The sequence below is a fragment of the Streptomyces sp. NPDC040410 genome (genome assembly GCF_055595715.1).
Window position 1 is genome coordinate 170,687 of the sequence record NZ_JBVIVK010000013.1, and the last position, 23,558, is coordinate 194,244.

The following is a 23,558-nucleotide window of genomic DNA, read 5'->3' on the forward strand; positions in this document are numbered from 1 at the left end:
TGTGCGCGGCACGCCTTCGTCAGGTGAGGTGGCGACGAAATCCTGAACTTCCCTGCTCATGACATCAAGCGTATACCTGCAATACGTGTTGAGACTTTTGCCAGAAACGCCGCAGGAAGAGTGCGCTACAGTCTCAAACCATGGATTACCTGCGCCCCTTCGACCTCGCCCGCGAGCACGGCATCTCGACCCAGGCGGTCCGCAACTACGAGCGGGACGGGTTCATCCCGCTCGCCGAACGCACCCCGTCCGGCTACCGGACCTACACCGAGGCGCATGCGGCGGCCCTGCGCGCCTATCTGGCGCTCATCCCGGCGCACGGTTACGCCGTGAGCGGCCAGATCATGAGGTCGCTCAACGCGGGCGAACTCGACGCCGCGCTGACGGCCGTCGACCGCAGTCATGCCCAACTGCTGCGCGACCGGGGAACACTGGAGGCGGTCGGACAGGCCGTCGAGCACCTGACCACCGACCCGGAGACCGCCGCGCACGCACCCGAGAGCTCCGAGCCCCTCGGCATCGGCGAACTGGCGCACCGCCTTGGCGTCACCGCGGCGACCCTGCGCAACTGGGAAGTGGCGGGCATCCTCGCCCCCGACCGCGAGCCGGTCACCGGGCACCGCACGTACGGTGCCCCCGACATCCGCGACGCCGAGCTGGCCCACCTCCTGCGACGGGGCGGCTACCCGCTGGACCACATCGCCACGGTGGTCCGGCAGATCCGTACAGCCGGCGGCACACAGGCACTGTCCGCCGCCCTGGACGACTGGCGGCAAAGACTCACCACCCGGGGGGTCTCGATGCTCGACGCCGCCGCCCAACTCTCTCGGTACGTGGCGCTCCTCGACATCGCCCCGGCCGAGCCGCCCACCCACCCCACCGTCGCGGCGGAGCACTGAACCGACACCCGTCGGCCGCACGCTGCTGCGGTCCTGCACATCAGCGACGGCTCAGCTGCCGTCTCGCAGGCACAAGACGGACTCCGCCTGCCGCGCTCGAAGTCACGGCATGATCAGTCACGCGACGTCATCTGAAAGGCCGTGACAGAGATGGGAAGGATTCACCGGGCGCCGTCGAGGACGGACACTAGATTCGCCGTTGATCAGGGACTCTCGCGAAGGAGCTGACTCGGTTGTACACGGTTCCGGCACTGTTCGAGTCAACCGTCGCCCGGCGAGGTGGAGAGCCCGCTCTCATCGACGACGAGAGCACGTTCGGATACACGGAAGTGAACACCCGGGCCAACCGGCTCGCGCGCAGCTTGATCGCGCACGGAGTCGGCCCGGACTCGCTCGTCGCGGTCGCGGTGCCGAAGTCGAATGACCTGATCGTGGCGATCACGGCCGTACTCAAAGCCGGCGGCGCCTACCTCCCGCTCGACCCGGGCTATCCGGCGGAACGCTTGTCGTTCATGCTGTCCGACGCGCGGCCGGCGCTGCTCCTGAGGTCGTCCTCGGTCGCGTCCCTCGACTCGGGGCTGCCGGAGATCGTGCTCGACGACCCGGCTTTCGAGAGCGTCTGCGCGGAGTTGCCGGGGCATGACGTCGCTCAGCACGAACGCCGCGCGGAGCTGCATCCGGAGCACCTGATGTACGTGATCTACACATCGGGGTCGACCGGCACACCGAAGGGCGTCGCTGTGCCGCACAGCGGCGTGCGTGACATGGTGGACACCCAGGCGGCCGTTCTCGGTGCGGGGCCCGGCGATCGGGTGCTCCAGTGGGCGTCGATCAGTTTCGATGCCGCGTTCTGGGACGTGACGTTGGCGTTGCTGTCGGGTGCGACGCTCGTAATGGCACCCGCGGAGGACCTGCTGCCGGGCCAGCCGCTGAGGGACACCCTGCTCAAGTACGACATCACCCACGCGACGCTGCCACCGGTCGCATTGAGCGTGACCGACGCCGAGGACGTCCTGAACGGCGGAACTGTCATGTCCACCGGGGACAGTTGCACGCCGACGCTGGTACGTAAGTGGTCGCACGCGAGCCGGATGTTCAACGGCTACGGCCCGACCGAAGTGACGGTCGGCGCGACGATCAGCGGACCGATACGCGACGCCGACGACGTCGGAATCGGAACCCCGTGGATCGGCAACGAGGTATATGTGCTCGACGAGCGCATGCGCCACGTGCCGCCGGGCTCGGAAGGTGAGCTGTACATCGCGGGCAGCGGACTGGCGCGCGGGTATCTGAACCGGTCCTCGGCGACCGCGGCGAAGTTCGTGGCGAACCCGTTCGGACCGTCCGGCAGCCGGATGTACCGCACGGGTGACCTGGGCCGTATGGGGCCCGACGGCGAGTTGTCCTTCACCGGTCGCCTGGACGGTCAGGTGAAACTGCGCGGGTTCCGTGTCGAACTCGGTGAAATAGAGTCCCGGCTTGCCGCTCATCCGGCGGTGGACGTCGCCGTCGCCGTGGTGCGGGGTGACCTGGCCGATGCGCACGTCGTCGGTTATGTCACGACCACCGCCCCGGCAGGGCCCGCCGAGCTCCGCGCACACGTCGCCAAGTCCCTGCCCGCGCACATGGTGCCGGCGAGGGTCACGGTGCTGGACCGCTTTCCCACGCTGGCGAACGGAAAGATCGACCGAGACGCCCTGCCGGCGCCGGACGTGCGGCCGACCGGACCGCGGGGACAGGACGACAGCGAAGTGGACGGCTGTGCGGCCGTCATCTGCGCGATGGTGCGGGACATCCTTGCGATCCCGGCGGCGGGTACCGACGACAACTTCTTCGATCTCGGCGGACATTCCGTGCAGGCGACCAGGCTGGCCGGACGGATTCGTGAGGAGTTCGACGTCAGAGTGCCGATCCGAACCGTTCTGCAGTCGTCGACGATCGGTGAGCTCGTCGCGGCTGTCGAGGGCCGCCTGCGCACTGACGCCTGACGCCGGGCGACGAGCAGTTCAGCGGAAGGCAACCGGCAGGCTGCTGTAGCCGTGCAGGAAGTTCGAGTAGACCGGTGCGGGCGTGCCGCACACCCGGATCTCGGTGACCGACTGTGTGAGCGCGCTCAGCAACGCCCGCAGCTCCATCCGGCCGAGAAACGCGCCGACGCAGAAGTGCGGGCCGTGGCCGAACGACACGTGCTTGTTGGGGGAGCGGGTCAGGTCGAACCGGCGAGGCGCGGCGAACACCTCCTCGTCGTTGTTGGCGGAGGTGTTCCACAGCGTCACGATGTCGCCTGCGCGCACCCGTTGCCCGCCGATCTCCAGGTCCTGGGTCGCGGTGCGCGCGAAGTGCATCGCGGGAGTCGCCCACCGGAGCACCTCTTCGACGGCCGAGTCGAGACCGGCCGAGCCGTCACGCAGCGCGCGCCATTGGCCGGGGTGCTCGGCGAGTGTCTTCACCGCGCAGATCGCCGACACCCGAGACGACTCGTCGCCGCCGAGAATGAGGCTGTAGCAGTTGAGGGCGACCTCCTCCGGCGTGAGCGGGCGGCCGCCGGCCTCCGCGGTTGCGATCATGCTGATGACGTCGTCGTCCGGGTCGCGCCGGCGTTGCTGGGCGAGGTCCATGAAGTAGCCGACGATCTCGTTCCGCGCCTCGAGCGAGTCGAGTTCGTCTGCTTCGGCGTCGTCCGAGGAGAGCGCCAGCTTGTTCCACTGGAGCAGTTGCTTGCGGTCCTCCTGTGGAATGGAGAGCAGATCGCAGATGGTGTTCATCGGAATGTGCTCCGCGACCTCCGTCGCGAAGTCGAACTCACCCAGCTGGGTGACCGTCCTGATGAGGCGGGACGCCCGCCGCCGGACGTTGTGCTCGACTTCGCCGAGCACGCGCGGCGAAAACGCCCGCTGCATCAGGTTGCGCAGCTCGCGGTGCCGGGGCCGGTCGGTGACCGCGAGCATCTTGCCGCCGGCGGAGTCTCCGCCGCGCAGCAGTACGTCCAGCACGGTCCCGCGTGCGGAACTCAACGCCTTCACGTCGGCGTAGCAGGAAAGCACGTCGGCGTGGCGGGCGACGACCCAGAACCCAGGATCGCCGTCGTGCCAGTACACGGGCTTCGACTTCCGCACTTCGCGCCAGAACTCGTGCACATCGTGCCGGACGAAGGTGGTGGCGTCGGTCAGGTCCAGCTCAGTCCGCGTCCTCATGTGTGAATCGTGACAACAGCGGCGACGGCGTCGTGGGTATCTTGCCCAGGTCTTTCTCCTTGACTGAGAGCCGAAAGATTGGGATCAGTCACTCCGCTGCCGTGACATGCTCCGGAGCATGGGTCACCGAACTCACCGGCGTCACCGGCCGAGGCCGACGGCAGGTGTTCGTGTCCGGCTCTTCGGTACCTCGACTCAGGTACGAGGAACATCGCCGTCGTGCCCTGCACCGGCTTTGCAGAGGTGCTGAAAGCCGGAGTTTTTTGAACTCATCGACTTCACCAGTGCAAGTCATCAGCGAGGAGGCGGCGTCTTGAGCACTCTGACGTATGCGGACTATCTGCGGATGGAGACCCTGCTTTCGCTCCAGGAGCCGCGGACTCCGGACACGGCCAGCCGGGCGGTCGTGCTGGCAGAGCAGTTCTTCATCATCACCCACCAGTCTTGCGAGTTGTGGCTGAAACAGATCGGGTCCGACCTGGACGCCGCTGCCGAATCCCTCGTACCCCCTTGTGACACCTACGATCTGGAGCTGAGTCTCGAATTCCTGCTGCGAACCGGCACGATCCTCCGCGTGCTGCAAGACCAGCTTCTTGCCCTGGAGAAACTGCCGCTCCGTTATTTCGCCGAGTTCCGGCCATATCTGGACACAGCGAGCGGCGCCCAGTCGACACAGTTCCGGCGGCTGACCGGTCTCCTGGGCGACGACCAGCATCCAGGCAGCCTGTACGAGGCGTTCGTAGCGGCAGCCGAGTATCACGGTCGGTCGGTTCACGATGTGTGCCGTCGTGGTGTCGAGTCCGGGGTTCTGCACCGCATCGCGGAAGCGCTGCTGGAAATCGGAAACGGATACTGGCACTGGAAACTGGCGCACCTGGCGCTGGTGTCGAAGATGGTCGGGGAGGAGGGCGGCACCGGCGGCTCAAGCGGTGTCGACTTCCTTGCCCGCCGAGCCACCAGGCCCTTCCCCGAGCTCCGTCGGCTGCGGGGAAAGGTGCACCACTGACAGCCGCTGGCTAGGCGGCCGCGGTTTCCAGCACGTAACCGCGGCCCCACGCGGTCCGGATGACCAGGTCGATCGGAGACAGGCGGCGGCGGAGCCGCATGATGTGGAGGTCGAGCGAGTTCCTCGTCGGGCTCGGCACCCGCTCCGCGAGCCGCTGCGTCAGTTCATGCCGGTACACCACCTCCCCGAAATGCTCGATGAGCAGCTCCATCAATTCGGTCTGGACGTTCGAGATGGTGATCGAATGAGCACCGAAGCACAGCGTTCCGGCCGAATCGAGCGTCGGAACCTGGCGGCTCTCGAGCCGGTTCTGTAACGCTGTTACGCGAGCATCCAGATCATCTCGGGATATGGGTGCACGAACCCAGTCTTCAAAGGGATCGTTGCATACCGGAGGCCGCGCCCCTCCCTCGACGACGAGGAGACGGGGCACACCCTCCCTCTTACATCGATTCCGAAGGTCCTTTTGTGCCGGCCATCGGACGAACATGACGTCGCTGTTTGTGCCTCCCACAGCACAAGCCTCCCCGTTGACGCTCATGGATGGTCACCAGCCTCGCCTCTATGCGGCGTCCTCACCTCTGCCGTGCATGTGCAAATGGGTGCAGGCCATGGTAGTTCGGTCGTTATGGCCCGCAACCAGCGGCGGCACGATGTGTTCCGGGAGACCCCGGCCGTGCGCCTCACAGCACGGCCTGTGGCCTACCCGCTCATTGCCTCCCGAAGACTGCGGGGCCGCATGTCGACCCAATTCTCCTCCACGTAGGCGATGCTCTCCGCCCGTCCCGCCGGCCCGAAGACGACTCGCCAGCCGGTCGGCACCTCGCAAAACGCGGGCCAGAGGGAGTGCTGGTCCTCGTCGTTGACCAGCACATGGAACTGGCCGTTCTCATCGTCGAACGGATTGATGCTCACCCGTATCCTCCAGATCTCTTTTCACCGGTCAGGGCTTTGGCAGGGTCACTGCGCCGCCCGCAGAATCCGGTTGATGACTCGGCTGATCTCAGCCGCGTTCCGTGGCCAGTACATCTCGTTGTGAGCGCAGGAGACGTCGATGCGCTGCACCCGGCCGTCGACGTGCTCCTGCCAGAGCACCTCGAGTTCCTCCTCCAGTTCCCGCTTGTCATGGGTCTCCGGGTCGAGGAGTGCGTTGAAGAAGACGACATCACCGCGGTACCGGGGTGAGTCGAACCGCCGCATCTGCTCCATCTGCCCGATGAAGATCGACGAGGCGGTGGCGACCAGGGACGGGTATTCCTCCATTCCGGCCAGGTGGCCCATGTAATTGGCGAGGAATCGGCGCACCATGGCTTCGTCGAGCGCTTCGAGGCCGGCGAAGTGGCTGGAGGGCGCGGAGTCCAGCAGCGCCAGGAGCGCCACCTCGTGTCCGCGGCGCTGCAGTTCCGCCGCCATGGCGTGCGCCAACGTGCCGCCGAAGGACCAGCCCAGCAGGTGGTAGGGGCCGCTCGGCTGGACCCGCAGCACCTGCTCCAGGTAGTCGTCGACCATCTCCTCGACGGAGTTCGCCGGCGGCGTGGTTCCGTCGAAGCCGCGGGCCTGGATGCCGTAGAGCGGCCAGGACCGGTCCACGTGCCGGGCGAAGCCCAGGTAGGGCCAGGACAGCCCGCCGCCCGGGTGCAGCCACCACAGCGGGGGCTTCTCCCCCTCGGTACGGATCGGCAGCAGCACGGCGAACGGATCCTCGAAGCCCACTTCTGTGTCCGCTGAGAGCCGGGCCGCGAGCTCGGCCACCGTGGGGTACTGGAACACCGTCCGGATCGGCACGTCCACACCCAGCTGCTCGTGGATCTGCCAGACGAGTCGGGTCAGCCGCAGGGAGTGGCCTCCGCAGGCGAAGAAGTCGTCGTCGATCCCGATCCGGTCCAGGCCCAGCACCTCGGCGAACAGACCGGCGAGTTCCTCCTCGCGCGGCGTGCGAGGCGCGCGGTAGTCGCCGCCGGCCGGGTCGGGTTCGGGCAGTGCGGCTCGGTCCACCTTCCCGTTCTCGGTGAGCGGCAGCCGGTCGAGGACCACGATCTCGCCGGGCATCATGAACTCCGGGAGCCGGCCCGCGAGTTGCTCCCGCAGCCGGTACGGCAGCCGGGACACGCGGCGGGACACCGCGGGAACGTTCACCAGGCGGGACGAGGGGGCGTCGGCCGGCTGGTAGACGCCGTCGCAGCAGAGGGCGCCGACATCGGGCAGTACGACCGCCTCGAAGCAGTCCGCCGCCTGTGCCGACCAGGTGCAGTACACCGCGAGCCCTCGTGCGGCGCCCCACGCCTCCAGCTCGGCGGGGTCGAGCGTGCCCCGCGAGTCGACGGGGGCGCCCCACTCGCCGGCCTCGCCTGCCAGCCTGGCGTTGGGGATGCGCGTCAGGCGCAGTTGGCCGCCGTGCCGGGCCAGCGCGGTCTCCACGCCGGCCAGTTCATGGACGTCCGCTCCCCAGACCGCCGCGGGCAGGTCCGCCAGGTGCAGCGGCCGGCTGGGCTCCTTGTGCAGTACGACCTCGTAGCGGTGGCGGGTGAGCTCGTTGTGGTGGGTGCCGTGCTTGAGGCGGATGTCAGCGGCGACCGCGTCCGGACGTGCCTCGGCCCAGCGTGTGAAGTAGCCCGGGTCGATGACGAGTTCCTTCTCGCCGAGCACCGCGCGTTCGACGGCGGCCCGCACGGCGGCCGGACCGTCGTCCGGTTGCCGGGAACGATGGACCGCGGCGCTGAACGTCCGCAGGGTGCGGTAGTTGCGGACGTCACCGATCACGATGCGTCCGCCGGGCGCGAGCCGGTCCATCGCGATGTCGAGCACCCGGGTGAGGTAGTCGGCGTCCGGGAAGTACTGGACGACCGAGTTGAGGATCACCGTGTCGAAGAACCCCGTCGGCAGGCCGTCCTTGTCGTCGGCCGGCTGGCAGCGCAGCGACACCTTGTCCGACAGCCGCCGGTCGGCGCCGACTTGGGCACGCAGCCGTTCGATGACGGGTGCCGAGAAGTCGGTGCCCCAGTACTCCTCGGTCTCCGGTGCCAGCGGTCCGAGCAGCAGGCCCGAGCCGACGCCGATCTCCAGCACCCGGCGGGGCTGCAGGGCGCGCACCCGCGCGAGCACGGCCTCGCGCCAGGCCCGCATCTCGGCCAGCGGGATGGGCCGGCCGGTGTAGGAGCTGTTCCATCCGGTGAAGTCCTCGCCGACGCCGGTCGGGTCCACCGCTGTCCCGCCGTACATGTCGTCGTAGATCTCACGCCACTCGCCGACCTGCTCGACGGCGTCGCGGTCGGTGGAAGCGGGCGCGTCCGGCACCACGTAGGCCACCAGGCTGCGTTCACCGAGCCGGTCCTGGCGTACGACGACCACCGCGTGCGCCACGCCGTCCTGCTCGCGCAGCACCGCTTCGAGCTCGCCCGGCTCCACGCGGAAGCCGCGGAGTTTGATCTGGTCGTCGGCCCGGCTCACGTACTGAAGGCTCCCGGCCGTGTTCCAGCGCACCAGGTCGCCGGTGCGGTACATCCTCGCTCCCGGCGGTCCGAAGGGGTCGGGAACGAAGCGCCCGCCGGTCAGGCCCGGACGGCCCGCGTACCCGAGGGCCACGCCGTCGCCCCCGATGTACAGCTCACCCACCACGCCGGGCGGCACCGGCCGCAACCGGTCGTCCAGCACCAGCAGCCTGCTGCCGTCCATGGGTTCGCCGATCGGCAGCGGGTCGGTGCACCCGTCCACCGAGGACACGCGGTGCCGGGCGGCGAACGTGGTGGTCTCGGTCGGGCCGTAGCCGTTCACGACGGTGAGGCCGGGACAGGCGTCGAGGACCCGGCGGACGGCGGTCGGCGAGAGTACGTCACCGCCCGCCCACACCTCGCGGACGGCTGTGAAGCACTCCGGGTGCTGCTCGGCCATCACGGCGAAGAGCCCGGCGGTCAGCCACAGCCCGGTCACCGTCCGCTCGGCGATGACACGGGCCAGTTCCGCGGTGTCCGGCCTTCCGGCGCGTGCCACCACCGCCGTGCCGCCGCCGAGCAGCGGCACCCACAGCTCGTACGTGGACGCGTCGAAGGTGTGCGGTGAGTGCACCAGGACGCGGCGGTGGGCCCCTGCGGCCCAGGAGCCGTCGAGCGCGAGGTCGACCACGTTCCGGTGGGTCACCTCGACGCCCTTGGGGCGGCCGGTGGAGCCGGACGTGTACATCACGTACGCGGTGCTCTGCTCGCCGACGCCGCTCAGCTCGGGCGGCGTGTCCGGACAGCGGCCGAAGTCCTCGTCGGCGAGACCTTCGTCCACGGTGACGGCGGGGGCGAGGTCCGCGAGCATGAACTCGATGCGCTGGGGCGGATAGGTGGGGTCGATCGGCGCGTAGGCGGCCCCCGTCTTCAGCACGCCGAGGATCGCCGCGACCAGCAAGGGTGAGCGTTCGAGCAGGAGCGCCACCCGGGTGTGCGGGCGGGCGCCGCGTGCCCGGAGGTGGTGGGCGATGCGGTTGGACCAGCGGTCCAGTTCGGCGTAGGTCCAGCTGTGCGCGCCGTCCGCGGAGAGCAGCGCGGTCGCGTCCGGGGTCGCGGCGGCCGTGTCGGCGAACCGCTGGTGGACGGTGCCGGCCACGAACCGGGCGTCCCGGCCCTGGCCGCCCCACCGGGTCAGTGCCGCGCGCTCGCCGTCGGCGAGGATGTCCACGGCCCCGAGGGGTGTGTCCGGCGCGGCGACCGCCTGCCGCAGGAAGTGCAGCCAGCGTTCGAGCATCGTGGTGACCGTGCCGGCGTCGAACAGTTCCGTCGCGTACTCCGCGAAGCCCTCGATCCGGGCCGGCCCGCCGTCGTCGTCGCGTTCGGTGAGGCTGATGAACAGGTCGAAGCGCGAGGTGCCCGTGCTGAACGGTTCCTCGGACACCGTCAGGCCCGGCAGGGTGAACTCCGGCCGCGCGTTGTTCTGCAGCGCCAGGCACACCTGGAAGAGCGGGTGGTGTGCCGGCGAGCGCACCGGGTTCAGGACCTCGACCAGGTGCTCGAACGGGATGTCCTGGTGGTCGTACGCGGCGAGGCTGGTCTCCCGCACCCGGCCGACGAGTTCGGCGAAGCCGGGGTCGCCGGAGGTGTCCGCCCGCAGTACCCAGGTGTTGACGAAGAAGCCGACCAGCCGGTTGAGCGCCTCGTCGGTGCGGCCCGCGATCGGCGAACCGATCGGCACGTCCGTGCCCACGCCCAGCCTGGTGAACACCGCGGCCAGCCCCGCCTGAAGCACCATCGACACCGTGGCACCGGTCTCCTGTGCCAACCGCCGGACACCCTCGGTGAGTTGCTCGTCGAGTTCGAGCGGAACCAGATCGCCCGCATACGACGCCACCGCGGGGCGTGACCGGTCGGTGGGCAGGTCGATGGTCTCCGGCAGGCCGGCCAGGCGGGTCGTCCAGTGGTCCAGCTGACGCCGGTACAGGCTGCCCGGGGCGTCGCTGTCCCCCAGCAGGTCCCGCTGCCACAGGGTGTAGTCCGCGTACTGCACCGCAAGCGGCTCCCACTCGGGCGGCCGGCCGTCACGGCGGGCCTCGTACGCCGCGGTCAGGTCCTGCGCGAGCGGGAGGGCCGACCAGCCGTCCGCCGCGATGTGGTGTGCGCCGATCAGCAACACCGACTCCCGCTCGCTGAGCCGGAACAGCCAGGCGCGGAACGGGATCTCGGTTGCCAGGTCGAACGGCAGGCGCGCCGCCTGACGCAGGGCTTCGGGCAGTCCGGCCTCGGTGATCTCGCGTTCCTGCCAGGGCACCTTGACCGCGGTCGGCACCAGGATCTGCTGGTACGGCTGCCCGTCCGCCTCGCCGAACACGGTGCGCAGCGACTCGTGCCGCACCACGACGTCGTGCACGGCCCGGCGGAGCGCCGCCGCGTCGAGGTCTCCGCGCATCCGCAGGGCCAGCGAGACGTTGTAGGTCGCCGACGGCCCCTCGAACCGGTGGATGAACCACAGCCGCTGCTGCGCGAAGGAGACCGGCAGCCGCTCCGGCCTGTCCTGGGGGACCAGTGGCGGGCGGACGGTGCTCACGGTCGTCAGGTGAGCCGCCAGCTCGGCGACGGTGGGCGCCTGGAAGACGAGCCGGATCGGGATCTCCACGCCGTGCGCGGCGCGAATGCGGCTGACCAGCTTGGTCGCCAGCAGCGAGTGGCCGCCGACGGTGAAGAAGTTGTCGTCCACACCGACCCGGTCGAGTCCGAGCACCGCGGCGAACAGCGTGCACAGCGACTCCTCCTCCGGTGTGGAGGGGACCCGGCCGCCGCTGCCGACCGTGTAGTCCGGCACGGGCAGCGCGCGCCGGTCCGGCTTGCCGTTGTCCGTCAGCGGCACGCTGCCGATGGGCACGATCGCGGCCGGCACCATGTACTCGGGCAGGGTGTCCCGCAGGTACGCGCGAAGGGCGGGCAGCAGCGCCGTGATGGCACCGGCGTCGGCGGGGTCGTTGACCGGCACGCGTTCGCCCGGCGCCGGCACGTACGTTCCGGTGAGGGCCGCACCGGCGACCTGGCCGTCCCGGAAGAGGATCACGTCGAGCTGGCCGACCGCGTTCGCCGACCACGTCACCACGGCGTCCCAGCCGTGCCGCGCGGCCCACGCACGGACGTCACCGGGGTCGAGCGACGGCGCCTGTGACGCGGCGGAGTCCTGGAGGCCCAGTTCGCACGCCGCCGTGACCTCCCCGGTGAGGCGTGCGTTCGGGATGCCGGTGATCCGCACGACCGGCTCGGCGTGGTCGCGCACCCGGCCGGCGAGGCGGCCCAGGCCGCCGTCCCATGCCATGGAGGGGACGGCGTCCAGCCGCCGCACCTCGTCCGGTCGTCCGGCGCCGGGCTTGTGCACCACGACCTCGTAACGGTGCCGGGTGAGTTCGTTGTGGTGGGTGCCGTCCTTGACCCGGACGTCCACGGCGGCTCCTCCGGCGCGGTTGGCCCAGCGCAGGAACCACTCGGGATCGACCACGAGTTCCTTCTCCAGCAGTACGGCCTGTTCCACCGCGCTGCGCAGCACGCCCGGTGCGGCATCGGGGCGCTTCGACCGCTGGACGGCGACCTGCAGCACCGGCAGGGAGCCTGCTCGGCGGATGTCGCCGAGGACGATCCGGCCGCCCGGCGCGAGCAGTTCCCACACGCCGTCGAGGACCTGTTCGAGGTACCGCTCGTTCGGGAAGTACTGCACGACCGAGTTGAGCACCACGGTGTCGAATCCGCCCCGGGGAAGGCCGGTCAGGTCGTCGGCCGCCTGGCAGCGCAGCCGCACCCGGTCGGACAGGCCGGCCCTCGTCACCTGGTACCGCAGCCGCTCGATCACCGACGAGGAGAAGTCGGTGGCCCAGTACTCCTCCACCCGGCCCGCGAGATGGGCGAGCAGGAGGCCGGAGCCGACACCGACTTCGAGGACACGCTCCGGCGACCAGCACAGGACGCGTTCCACCGCGGCGTCCCGCCACGCACGCATCTCCTCAAGCGGGATCGGCTCACCGGTGTAGGAGCTGTTCCAGCCCGTGAAGTCCTCGCCGAACTCCCGGTCGGCGGCGTCCAGATATGCCTGGTCGTAGACCTCCTGCCACTCCCCGACCTGCTCGTCCGCCCCGCCCGCGGTATCCAGTGCGCCGGTGTCGGCGACGACGTAGGCCACCAGCCGCAGATCGCCGGGCCGGTCCTCGCGGGCGGTGACGATGGCCTGGCGGACGGCCGGGTGGCGGACCAGGGTGTGCTCGATCTCGCCCGGTTCGACACGGAACCCGCGCAGCTTCACCTGGTTGTCCGCGCGGCCGAGGAAGCAGATGTTCCCGTCGGGGAAGAAGCCGGCCCGGTCCCCGGTCCGGTAGAGCCGGTCACCGTCCCGCTCACCGAAGGGGTCGCGGATGAAGCGTTCCGCGGTCAGCTCCGGCCGGTTGACATAGCCGACGCACAGGCAGTCCCCACCGATGTAGAGGTCACCCTCGACCCCGACCGGGCACGGCTCCATGTTCTCGTCGAGGATGTAGTAGCGGGCGTTGTCGATGGGACGGCCGTAGGGAATGCTGCGCCATTCCGGATCGATCTCACGGACTCGGAAGTAGTTGGACCACACCGTCGCCTCGGTGGCCCCGCCGAGGCTGACGATCTCGGCGCTTGTGAACACCCTGCGGACCTCGTCCGGCAGGGACAGCGGCGTGTAGTCACCGGAGAGGAACACCAGGCGGAGGTCTTCGGTTCCCTCGTACCCGGAGCTCTCGGAGAGCAGGGAGGCCACCTGGTTGAGGGTGGTGGGCACCGAGTCCCAGAACGTGATCGGCTCGGTGAGCAGCACGTCGAGCAGCAGCCGGGGGTCGCGTTGCTGGGTGGCGTCCGCGATGTAGAGGCCGCCACCCCTGCCGAGCAGGCCGAAGATGTCGAAGACGGAGAGGTCGAAGCCGAGCGAGGTGACGCACAGGACCACGTCGTCGGGGCCGAAGTCGAAGGTGCGGTAACACCAGTTGAGCAGGTTGTGCACCGGCCGGTGGGTGACCGCGACGCCCTTGGGCTTTCCGGTGCTGCCGGAGGTGAAGATGATGTACGCGGTGTTGTCCGGTCCGGCGACCGGCTCGGGATTGCGCTCGGCGCGAGGGGGGAGCGACGCCGGCGACGCTTCGGGCTCCGCCACCTCGATGAGCTCGACACCGTCCGGGACGGCCCAGCGTTCGGTGTCCGGCGTGGACAGCACGATGTTCGACCCGGCGTCGGCGAGCATGCCGGCGACACGGTCGGCCGGCAGCGACGGTTCGAGGGGCAGGTAGGCCCCGCCCGCCTTGAGCACGCCGAACACGGCGGCGATCATGACCGGGCCACGGGGAACACCGACTCCGACGACGGTCTCCGGGCCGACGCCGCGATCCTTGAGGTCCCACGCGATCCGGTTCGCCCGCCCGTTCAGCTCGGCGTAAGTCATGGTTCCGCCGGCCCAGCGCAGAGCGATCGCGTCCCGACGCCGCTCGGCCTGCTCCTCGAAGAGCAGGTGAATGGGCCCTGGGCAGGGGAATTCGCGCGCCGTGTCATTCCACTCGACGAGGATCTTCCGGCGTTCGCCGGCGTCGAGCGGGGTGCCGGTGGTCTCGGGCAGCTCGGCAGCGGCGGCGGGCGAAGCGTGCTGGTGCTCCGCGTCGGCCGGTACGTCGATGCCGCCGACGCTGGTCTGCGGGTCGGCCACCACCTGCTCGACCACTCGCACGAACCGCGCCGCGATCCCCTCCACCGTCGAGCGGTCGAAGAGATCGGTGGCGTACTCGATCTCGCCGACGACCGACCCGGAGGACTCTTCCGGCGCCAGGTTGAAGAACAGGTCGAACTTCGCGGTGCCCGTGGGGAGGGGTTCCATCGACACCGTCAGACCCGGCAGGTCCATTCGCGGCGCCACGTTGTTCTGCCATGCGAACACCACCTGGAACAACGGGTGATGCGCGGTCGATCGTTCCGGCCTCAGCAACTCCACCAGCCGCTCGAACGGCACATCCTGGTTGTCGTACGCCGCAAGCGCCTTCCGCCGAACCTGATCCAGCACCCAGTCGAACGACCGCTCCGAGTTCAACTGCACGCGCAGTGCCCACGTATTGACAAAAAGCCCCACCAGATCATTCAGTGCTTCATCGGTGCGGCCCGCGATCGGCGAGCCGACGGTCACGTCTTTACCACCTCCCAACCGGTGCAGCAACACCACCAGCGCGGCCTGGAGAACCATCGAAACCGTCACACCGCGAGCCCGCGCCAACCCCTCTATCCGCGCCAGCAACTCACTTGACATGCCGGTCTCCACCGACCCGCCGCGGAAACTCGCCACCGCGGGACGGGGCCTGTCCAAAGGCAAAGGCAGAGGCTTCGAAACCCCTGCCAGCTCCTCCCGCCAATAAGCCGTCTGAACCGACAGGACACTTCCCGGATCGGACTCGTCCCCGAGCAGTTCCTGCTGCCACAACGCGTAATCCGCGTACTGCACGGGCAGTTCGGACCAGTCCGGCGCACCGCCGGTCACCCGGGCCCGGTAGGCCACCGACACATCACGTGCCAGAGGCGCCAACGAACCACCGTCACCGGCAATGTGGTGAATCACCAGAACCAGTACGAATTCTTCCTCACCGCACTGGACGAGGCATCCGCGCAGCGGTATGTCGGCCGACAGGTCGAACCAGCTGCCGGCCACCGACGACACCACACCCGGCACCCGGTCGGGGGCCACCCGGCCCCAGTCCTTCCAGGGCAGTTCGATCTCGGCAGGGTCGAGAATGCGTTGGAACGGCTGGCCGTCGACCTCTCCGAACACCGTTCGCAGGACCTCGTGGCGCATCATCACGTCCTGGAACGCAGCGCGTAACGCAGCCGTGTCGAGCGGTCCGTGGAACCGCAGGAGCAGCGGGATGTTGTATGTCGAGGAAGGGCCTTCAAATCGGTTGATGAACCACATCCGCCGCTGCGCGTACGACAGGGGAATCATGATGTTTCTACCTTTCGCTCATTCTGCGCAGCGGCTTTCGGGAAGAGGTCGACATCTCATTCCAACGATCGGTCAGTTCGGCGACGGTGGGGCTGGTGAAAAGGGTCCGGATCGGGATCTCCACACCCAGCTCCGCACGCACGCGCGCCACCAGTCGGGTGGCCATAAGCGAATGCCCGCCCAGGGCGAAGAAGTCGTCGTCGATACCGACCCGCTGCGCTCCCAGAACCTCGGCGAAGAGCCCGCACAACGTCGCTTCCCGCGGCGATCGGGGAGCCCGGTGATCGTCCCCGCCGAACTCGGGTTGGGGCAAAGCGAATCGGTCCAGCTTGCCGTTCGGCGTCAATGGCAGTTCCGCGAGCACCACGAACGCCGCCGGAATCATGTACGCCGGCAGCCGCTCCCCCACGAACTCCCGCAGCAGCTCGGCCGACGGCATCTCGCGTTCGGCCTCCGGCACCACATACGCCACCAGCCGGCGATCGCCGGGCAGGTCTTCGCGGGCGATGACGGTGACTCGGCGGACGGCCGGGTGGCGGGTCAGGGTGTGCTCGATCTCGGCGGGTTCGATGCGGAACCCTCGCAGCTTGATCTGGTGATCGGAGCGCCCGAGATACTCCACCTCACCCGTGGCGTTCCAGCGGGCGAGATCTCCACTGCGATACATCCGGGCGCCCGCCGGACCGAACGGACTGGCCACGAACCGCTCGGCGGTCAGCTCCGGCCGGCCGTGATAGCCGCGGGCCAGCCCGTGCCCGGCGATCCAGAGGTCACCGGTCACACCGGGCGGCACGGGGCGCAGCGTGCGGTCGAGGATGAGGATCCGGGTGTTGGCGACGGGACCGCCGATGGAGGGAGGCATGCCGGAGGTGCCGGGCACGAGGCGGGCGGCGGTGGCGTAGACGGTGGCTTCGGTGGGGCCGTAGAGGTTGGTGACCTCGGCGGCGTGTTTGCACAGGGTGTCGGCCAGCGACATGGGCAGGACCTCACCGCTGGTGATCACTCGCAGGCCGGTCAGACAGGCCGGCACATGGGTGGCCAGTGTCTGCCAGAGCGCGGGGGTGGCCTGCATGACGGTGACGCCGGCCTGTTCGACGAGGTCGAGCAGCGCCGAGGGCTGGGTGATGTCGTCCTTGCCGGCCAGCACCACGCGGGCACCGGCGAGCAGCGGCAGGAAGAGTTCCAGCGCGGCGATGTCGAACGCGACGGTGGCGACTGCCAGCAGCCGGTCGTCCGGCGACAACGCGAACCGGTCCTGCATGCCTGTCAGCAGGCTGACCAGGGAGCCGTGCTGGATGACCACGCCCTTCGGCTTTCCGGTGGAGCCGGAGGTGTAGATGGTGTAGGCGGCGTGGTCGAAGGCGACCGCGGCCCGAGGGGTGTGGGCGGGGTGAGCGGACAGGTCCACCTCGGCCAGCCGCCGCGGGTCCAGCACCAGCACCGGTGAGCTGTCCTCGACCACGGCCCGCACCCGGGCGGACGGATAGTCCGGGTCCACCGGCACATAGGCACCACCGGCCTTCCACACCGCCAGCAACGCGACGACCAGGTCGACCGAGCGAGGCAGCAGCACCACCACCCGCGACTCCGGCCCCACGCCCTGCCCGATCAGCCAGTGCGCCAGCCGGTTGGCCCGCTCGTCCAGCTCCCGGCAGGTCAGCCGGTGACCGCCGAACTCGACGCAGACCGCGTCCGGCGTCGCCGCCGCCTGCGCGGCGATCAGCTGGGGAACGGTCCGTTCGGGCAGCTCGGCAGCGGTGTCGTTGAAGCCGTGCAGCACCTGCTCCCGTTCCGCGTCGGACAGCACGTCGATCGCGCCGACGGTGGTCTCCGGGTCGGCGGCGAACTGCCGCAGCACCCGGATCAGCCGGTCGCCGATCAACTCCACCGCGGCATGCTCGAAGGCGTCTCGCCGGTACTGGAAGGAGATCCGCAGCAGCGGATCGGCCGCCGCGATCACGGTCAGCGGGTAGTGCGGTGGGGCGTAGGGGCGGATGCCGGTCACCGCCAGGTCCGCCGACGCGCTCGCCGCCGAGAGGCCGGCGCGATCGACGGGGAACGACTCGAACACCACGAGCGTGTCGAACAGCGCGCTCAGCCCGGTCGACCGCTGGATGTCGGCGAGACCGAGGTGGTGATGGTCCAGCAGCCTCGCCTGGGCGTCCTGCAGCCGCCCCAGCAATTGCGGGAGGCTGTCGGTCGGCGTGCAGCGCACGCGCACCGGCACGGTGTTGATGAACAGGCCGATCATCGCGTCCACACCCGGCAGTTCGGACGGCCGGCCGGCGACCGTGGTGCCGAACAGCACGTCCTCGCGACCGGTCAGCTCGGCGAGTACGACGGCCCACGCGCCCTGCACCAGTGTGTTGGGGGTGACGCCCCACTCGGCGGCTCGGCGCGCCAGCCTGGTGGCGTCCTCGCCGGTCAGTGCCGCGTCGACCTGCCCGCTGCCGCTGCCGGCCGAGCGTGCCGCGGGCGCCAGGAGGGTCGGCTCCGCCACGCCGGCCAGCTCCGCGGCCCACGCCTCGGCCGACCGGGCCGCGTCCTGCCGTGACAGCCACCGCAGGAAGTCCCGGTAGCCGTGGGGGCGCGGCGGGTCGGCGTCGTGGCAGCCCGTCGCGTACAGGTCCATCAGTTCCCGCTCGATCAGCGGTACCGACCAGCCGTCGAGCAGCACGTGATGGGCGGTGAGAGCGAGCTCGGCGCGTTCCGGTCCCAGCGTGACAAGGGTGAGCCGGAGCAGTGGTGGGCTGTCGGGACGGAAGCGGGCGTCCCGCTCCTCGGCGAGGACCTCTTCGAGCCGCGCCTCGGCCTCGGGCTCGCCGGTGAGGTCCACGTGCCGCCAGGGCAGCGCGAGATCGTCCACCACGATCTGTACGGGATCACCGGTGGCGCTCGACAGGGATGCCACCCTCAGGTTCGGGTGCCGGTCGAGCAGCGCCTGGCCCGCGGCACGCAGGCGCGCCACGTCCACCGGGCCGCTCAGCCGGAACACGAACTGCGTCTGGTAGGCCTCGGAGGCCGTGTCCGCGACCATCGTCTGGTACAGCAGGCCGGCCTGCAGCGGTGTGAGCGGCCACACGTCGCCCACCTGGCCGAAACGCCGCTGCCAGGCGTCCAGTTCGGCCTGGCCGACGTTCACCAGCGTGACATCGGACGGGGTCAGTCCCCTCGCGCCGGTCGTCACCAGGGTGTGCAGGCCGCGCAGGGCGGCGCACCAGGTGTCGGCCAGGTCGCGGACCTCGTCCGCGGTCAGCACGCCGGTGGCGAAGGTGAACAGGGCGGTGAGCCGCGCCCCGTCCCCGGTGCCGGTCACCAGGGAGTTGAGCTCGAGTGCGCAGGGAGCCGGCATGCCGGGGTCGGGTGCCGCGACGAGCTCGGCCCGTTCCGGCGCGGGTGTCCATGCGCCGTGCGCCGACTCGGGACCCGTGAAGGAGAAACGGCCCAGGAAGTTGAAGCCGATCTCGTCCGCCGGGTACGGGCGCAGGACCGCCGCCGTCTCCTCGTTGAGGTAGCGCAGCAGGGTGTAGCCGATGCCCTGGTCGGGCAGTTCGCGCCGCTGCTCCTTCACGCGCTTGAGGGCGTCGCCGGCGGCCGCTCCCCCGGCGATCGCCTCGTTGACATCGATGCCAGAGAGGTCGAACCGGACCGGGTGGACGGTGGTGAACCAGCCGGCCGTGCGGGACAGGTCCGCGCCCGGGACGAGTTCCTCCTGCCGGCCGTGCCCTTCCAGACGTACGACCGTGGCGTCGCCGGTCATGCCCCGCCGCTGCCGGGCCAGCGCCAGGACGAGGGCTGTCAGCAGCACGTCGTCGGCGCCGCCGCGGTACGCCGCCGGCACCGAGGTGAGCACGGCGTCGGTGAGGTCGGCCGGAAGCTGTATGCGAACGGTCTCCGTCGTCGCGGTGAGGTCCCGCTGCGGATCGAGCGGCCGGGACCCGATCGCGGCGACAGGGGCGGCGAGCATGTCGCGCCACAGCGACACCTCCGCCGCCCGGCCGGGCCGTATCGCCTCGTCGGCCAGGGCACGCAGCCACCGGCGCAGGGACGTCCCCACCTCGGGCAGCACCGGCGCCCCGCCGGTGCGGACCTGCCGCCAGGCCTCGGCCAGGTCGGGGAGCAGCACCCGCCACGACATCCCGTCGACGACCAGATGGTGCGCCGCGACCAGCAGCCTTCCGGGGCCGCCGGCCGTCGGCTCGAACCAGACCAGCCGGAGCATGCGGCCGGCCGAGGCCTCGATCTGTCGTACCGCGTCGGCCGCTTCGGCGCGCAGCAGCGTCTGCCACGGCTCGCCGCTCCAGTCCCCCGGGCAGCCGACCCGCTTGACGAGCTCGGCGGCGTCGAGCGAGCCGGGCGGGTGCACCAGCAGGCCGTCGTCCGTCAGTCGTGAGCGCAGCACGTCGTGCCGGTCGAGGACGGCGCGCAGCGTCGCGGTGAGGCCGTCGGGATCCATGTCGGCCGGCACTTCCAGCACCAGCCACTGGGCGAGCCCGTCCAGTCCGGGGCCGCGCTCGGCGTAGAGCCGTGCCATCGGCGGCAGCGGCAACAGGCCGACGCCGCCGCCGTCGAGTTCGGCGAGTGCCGGCGGGGCGGTGTCCCGTGTCGCGGCCACCGCGAGCGCGGCGACGGTGCGGCACTCGAAGACGGCGCGCGGGCTGAACGCGAGGCCGCCCGCACGAGCGCGGGCCACCACCTGTATCGCCCGGATGCTGTCGCCGCCGAGCATGAAGAAGTCGTCGTCCACCCCGATCCGGCTCAACCCGAGCACCTCGGTGAACGCGGCTGCCAGGATGCGCTCTTCGCCGGTCCGGGGCGGCCGGTGGGCACGGCCGGCGAACTCCGGCTCGGGCAGCTCGGCCCGGTCCAGCTTGCCGTTCACGGTCAGCGGCAGCCGGCCCAGCGCGACGAAGGAGGCGGGTACCAGGTGGGCGGGCAGCCGGGCCGCGACGAAGCCCCGCAGCTCGGCGATGTCCAGCCCGGCGTGGAGGTCCCAGTCCGCGCCGGCCTCGCCGATGCTGCCGGAGGTCGTCGGCACGACGTAGGCGACGAGCTGGGCGGCCCCGTCTGCGCCGCGGCCGGGCCGGGCGAGGACCGCTGCCCGGACCACCCCGGGGTGCGCGGCCAGCGTCGCCTCGATCTCCGCAGGCTCGACCCGGAAGCCACGGATCTTCACCTGGTGATCGGCGCGTCCGGCGAACTCCAGCTCGCCGTCGGCGTTCCAGCGTGCCAGGTCGCCCGTCCGGTACATGCGCCGTCCGGCCGGGCCGAACGGGCATGCCACGAAGCGCTCCGCGGTCAGGGCCGCGCGGTCGTGGTAGCCCCGGGAGAGTCCGGCGCCCGCGATGTACAGGTCGCCGAACACTCCGGGCGGGACCAGCCGAAGCCGGCTGTCGAGCACGTACAGCGCTGTGTTCCAGATCGGTGTGCCGATCGGTATGGTGCTCGCCCCCGGCCGGTACTGCCACGCGGTGACGTCCACCGCCGCCTCGGTAGGCCCGTACAGGTTGTGCAGGGGCACGCCGAGCACCTCGTGGAACCGCGCGGCGAGTTCGGCGGGCAGCGCCTCGCCGCTGCAGATGACGCGGCGCAGGCCGGTGCAGGCACCCGCCGCCTCGTCGTTGACGAACTCGGCGAGCATCGAGGGGACGAAGTGCAGCGTGGTGACCCCGGCGCGCTGGATGAGCTCGGCGAGGTAGGTGGGGTCGCGGTGCCCGTCCGGCCGCGCCACCACGAGGGTGGCGCCGGTGATCAGCGGCCAGAAGAACTCCCAGACCGACACGTCGAAGGAGGCCGAGGTCTTCTGCAGGACCCGGTCGGAGCCGTCCAGCTGGTAGCGGTCCTGCATCCACAGCACCCGGTTGACGATCGCGGCGTGTGTGATGACGGCACCCTTGGGCCGTCCCGTCGATCCCGATGTGTAGATCATGTACGCCGGATGCTCGACGCGGTGCGGGGCGACCACGGTGGGCCCGTCGGCGAGCGGCGCCTCGTCGACCGTGATCAGCGGGATGTCGGTCCGGGGCAGTCGGTCCGCGGTGCCCTTGACCGTCAGGAGCAGCGCCGGCCGCGCGTCGGCGAGCATGAACTCCACGCGGGAGGCGGGATAGTCCGGGTCGACGGGGACGTAGGCGGCGCCTGCCTTGAGCACCGCGACCAGCGCGACGACCAGCTCCAGCGAGCGGGGAACCGCGACCGCGACGAACCGTTCGGGCCCGACACCGCCCTCGATCAGCATGCGGGCCAGACGACCGGACCGGTCTGCCAGCTCCCGATACGTCAGACAGGTGGCCTCGAAGGTCACCGCGATCGCGTCGGGGGTGGAGTCGGCCTGCCGGTCGAGCAGTTCCGTCAGTGTCGCGGCCGACGGGGTGACCGTGGGTCCGGCGTACTCGGTGAGCAGGGCGCGACGTTCCGCGGCGCTGAGCACGGAGACGTCCCCGACCTGGGCGCGCGGGTCGGCGAGGGCCGCCCGTACGAACGTCACGAACCTGTCGACGAGTCCGGCGGTGTCCTGGTCGTCGTACTGCGAACGTGGGGCGTCGAAGCGGACGAACAGGTCGCTGTCGGCCCCGCCGTCGGTGTAGACGCAGACCATGACGTCGTCGATCACACCGAAGGTGCCGCCGGCGAAGCGCGCCACGCTGCCCGCGAGGTCGAGAGCCCCGACGGCGGGAATCAGGTTGACGACGGCACCGAACGGGCTGCGCGCGTCGCCTGCGTGGCCTGTGGCCCGTTTGATCAGGGAGACATCGTGCCGGGCGTGCCGCAGCACGCGTCGCCGTTCCCGGCCGAGCGCCTCGGCCAGCTCCACGAAGTCGGCCGCGGGCGGCACCTCCACCTGGAGCGGCAGGCGGTTCGAGAGCAGGCCGAGCGCCCGCCGCAGGGCGCCGACGCGGTGGTTGACGGTGATGGTCAGCAGCGGCCTGGGCAGACCGCACATGTGTCGCAGGAACGCGGTGGCCGCCGAGGCGATCAGGTCCGGCGTGCTGGTCCCCGCCGCTTCGGCGGTGCGTTCCCAGGCGGCGAGTTCGGCGGCCGGGATCGTCGCGGTGCGGGTGGTCATCCCCTGCTGCCCGGTGAGCCCGTCCCAGTACCCGGCCTCGTCTGCGGGGCCGTGCGCGGCCGGACGGACCCCGGTGGGAAGCCGCGCAGGGGTCGGCTCGTCGGCGACGTAGTCCCGCCAGAACCGCTCGGCGTCGGCGAACCGTTCGGATGCCCGGTACGCGGCGTCCTTCTCCGACGCTTCGCCCAGGGGGTTCGCGGGAGGCTCGGGTGCGGCCGAACCCGCGTGCAGCGCACGGTAGATCTCCGCGATCCGCTGGGACAGCAGCGTGAGGACACCGAACGCGTCGGTGAGGATGTGGTGGAAGAGGAGGACCACGAGGTGGTGGGTGCCGCTCAGCCGGATCGAGCCGATCCGGAAGAGAGCGTCCTCGCCCAGGTCGAACGGCCGGCGCACGAGCTCGGCCACGATGGCGCGTGCCGCGTCGGCGGGGTCGTCGGCGTCGCTCACGTCGGCGTGGAAGGGCTCCCAGGCCTCGGGGTCCCGGGCGACCAGCCGCAGCCCGTCATCGTCCCTGCGGAAATTCACCGTCAGCGTTTCAGCCTCGTCCACAGCTGTCCGCAGTGCGGCGGTGAGCAGGGGGACGTGCAGATCACCGTCGACGTCCCACAAGGTCACCACGTTGTTCGGCGTGTCCGGAGCGAGCTCCTGCGCGAGCCACATGGCCTCCTGCGCAGTCGTAACGCCGGTACAACCCATCCGGACTTCCTCCCCTGCAAACGTGGTTACCAGGTGAGCGGCCGCTCGTCCTGGTCGATGTTTGTCCCGGCCCTGGGGTTGATCAACCGGTGTGAAAGAAGTTGGCCAGAGATCGAAACGGAATCGGCCAGAGAGCGAAACGTGGCCGGCCCTGAGGCGCGCGGCCGGTCAACTCGAACCCGCAGGTCCACCAGCACCTGGACGTCCCGGTGGTGTGGGTGCGGGACAACCTCGGCACCCGCCTTTGACCGGCCACTCGT

The 23,558-nt window shown here is 70.3% G+C and carries 8 protein-coding genes; 3 read left to right on the top strand and 5 right to left on the bottom strand.

Annotation, left to right across the window (positions count from 1 at the left end; genetic code table 11):
- Positions 1 to 140 precede the first annotated feature (140 nt).
- Positions 141 to 899 carry a TioE family transcriptional regulator gene (locus ACZ562_RS25335; protein WP_471183230.1) on the top strand — a complete coding sequence of 253 codons (759 nt, stop codon included), beginning with the start codon at positions 141 to 143 and terminating at the stop codon, positions 897 to 899.
- Positions 900 to 1,132: 233 nt separating this feature from the next.
- Positions 1,133 to 2,887, top strand: a complete 1,755-nt coding sequence (locus tag ACZ562_RS25340) for a non-ribosomal peptide synthetase (protein ID WP_471183233.1) — start codon at positions 1,133 to 1,135, stop codon at positions 2,885 to 2,887.
- Positions 2,888 to 2,905: 18 nt separating this feature from the next.
- Here ACZ562_RS25340 and ACZ562_RS25345 read toward each other — a convergent pair whose 3' ends face one another.
- Positions 2,906 to 4,093, bottom strand: a complete 1,188-nt coding sequence (locus tag ACZ562_RS25345; RefSeq protein ID WP_471183237.1) for a cytochrome P450 — start codon at positions 4,091 to 4,093, stop codon at positions 2,906 to 2,908.
- Positions 4,094 to 4,406: 313 nt separating this feature from the next.
- On the opposite strand from ACZ562_RS25345, the gene ACZ562_RS25350 reads away from it, so the two are divergent.
- A complete protein-coding gene (locus ACZ562_RS25350) occupies positions 4,407 to 5,099 on the top strand; it encodes a tryptophan 2,3-dioxygenase family protein (RefSeq protein ID WP_471183240.1) in 693 nt (230 codons plus the stop codon).
- Between the two features lie 10 nt (positions 5,100 to 5,109).
- Here ACZ562_RS25350 and ACZ562_RS25355 read toward each other — a convergent pair whose 3' ends face one another.
- The 4 genes from ACZ562_RS25355 to ACZ562_RS25370 form a co-directional block, all read right to left on the bottom strand.
- A complete protein-coding gene (locus ACZ562_RS25355; protein WP_471183243.1) occupies positions 5,110 to 5,532 on the bottom strand; it encodes a winged helix-turn-helix domain-containing protein in 423 nt (140 codons plus the stop codon).
- 269 nt (positions 5,533 to 5,801) lie between these two features.
- Positions 5,802 to 6,014, bottom strand: coding sequence for an MbtH family protein (locus ACZ562_RS25360; protein ID WP_471183246.1), 213 nt, complete (start codon positions 6,012 to 6,014; stop codon positions 5,802 to 5,804).
- Between the two features lie 45 nt (positions 6,015 to 6,059).
- Positions 6,060 to 15,533 carry an amino acid adenylation domain-containing protein gene (locus ACZ562_RS25365; RefSeq protein WP_471183249.1) on the bottom strand — a complete coding sequence of 3,158 codons (9,474 nt, stop codon included), beginning with the start codon at positions 15,531 to 15,533 and terminating at the stop codon, positions 6,060 to 6,062.
- 7 nt (positions 15,534 to 15,540) lie between these two features.
- Positions 15,541 to 23,298 (bottom strand): amino acid adenylation domain-containing protein, encoded by a 7,758-nt coding sequence (locus tag ACZ562_RS25370; RefSeq protein WP_471183252.1) that lies wholly within the window; start codon positions 23,296 to 23,298, stop codon positions 15,541 to 15,543.
- Between the last annotated feature and the right edge of the window lie 260 nt (positions 23,299 to 23,558).

What these genes read in the sequence shown, in the direction of transcription:
- ACZ562_RS25370 (WP_471183252.1), bottom strand. Translation starts at nt 23,298, where the DNA reads ATGGGTTGTACCGGCGTTACGACTGCGCAGGAGGCCATGTGGCTCGCG.
- ACZ562_RS25335 (WP_471183230.1), top strand. Translation starts at nt 141, where the DNA reads ATGGATTACCTGCGCCCCTTCGACCTCGCCCGCGAGCACGGCATCTCG.
- ACZ562_RS25345 (WP_471183237.1), bottom strand. Translation starts at nt 4,093, where the DNA reads ATGAGGACGCGGACTGAGCTGGACCTGACCGACGCCACCACCTTCGTC.
- ACZ562_RS25365 (WP_471183249.1), bottom strand. Translation starts at nt 15,533, where the DNA reads ATGATTCCCCTGTCGTACGCGCAGCGGCGGATGTGGTTCATCAACCGA.